This is a genomic window from Mycobacterium sp. IDUB_37 (assembly GCF_055419245.1).
On record NZ_JBVAXG010000035.1, the window covers coordinates 1 to 571 of the forward strand.

Here is a 571-nt window from a genome sequence, read left to right on the forward strand (position 1 = left end):
GGAGTCCCGCGACCGGGAGTGGTGCGCGCTGGGAAGCGGCACCGCTCATTCCCTTCTCAGCTGCCGCGTACATGTCGGCATCCTCAGCCGTGGGCCGCTCGAATTCGGCTGTTGTAGTGGGGGGCGCGTAATTGTCGCCGCGCCGGCCCCGTGAGCCGTGGTGGGGTCGCGGTGCCGAGCCGCGGTTGACGCGGTCGGAATGTCTGGCGACGGGCCGCCGGAAAATCGATGCGGTGTCGACTGAGTTGTTATCCCGGTGGTTTTCGTGCATCACGCTGCGAGCAAAGGTGCGCTCGCGTGTGGTAACGACGTGGTTTGGGTCTACACGCGTGGCGTCATTGAGCCAAAATGTGCTGCTCGGCGATATCTGGCTGGACACTGTTGAGTCCACCGCGCCGCTCACTCCTGCGTGCGTCAATGCCGGCGACGAGACCACGGGCGCGATATCTGTGTATTGGGCGCCGATGGCGTTCGCGTCTTTCATGACTTTCAGTGAATAGCCGAAGGCGGTGGACATCATCCCGACTGCGACGCTGAGTCCAAGGCCGCAGACCGCATAAGAGAAGATGCG

Annotated in this window: 1 protein-coding gene; it reads right to left on the reverse strand. The window is 63.4% G+C overall.

Features of this window, described 5'->3' with window-relative positions; translation table 11 throughout:
- Positions 1-520 (reverse strand): hypothetical protein (locus tag ACZY1I_RS32180; RefSeq protein ID WP_463761706.1); only part of this gene is annotated, 520 nt, incomplete at its 3' end.
- Positions 521-571: the final 51 nt, after the last annotated feature.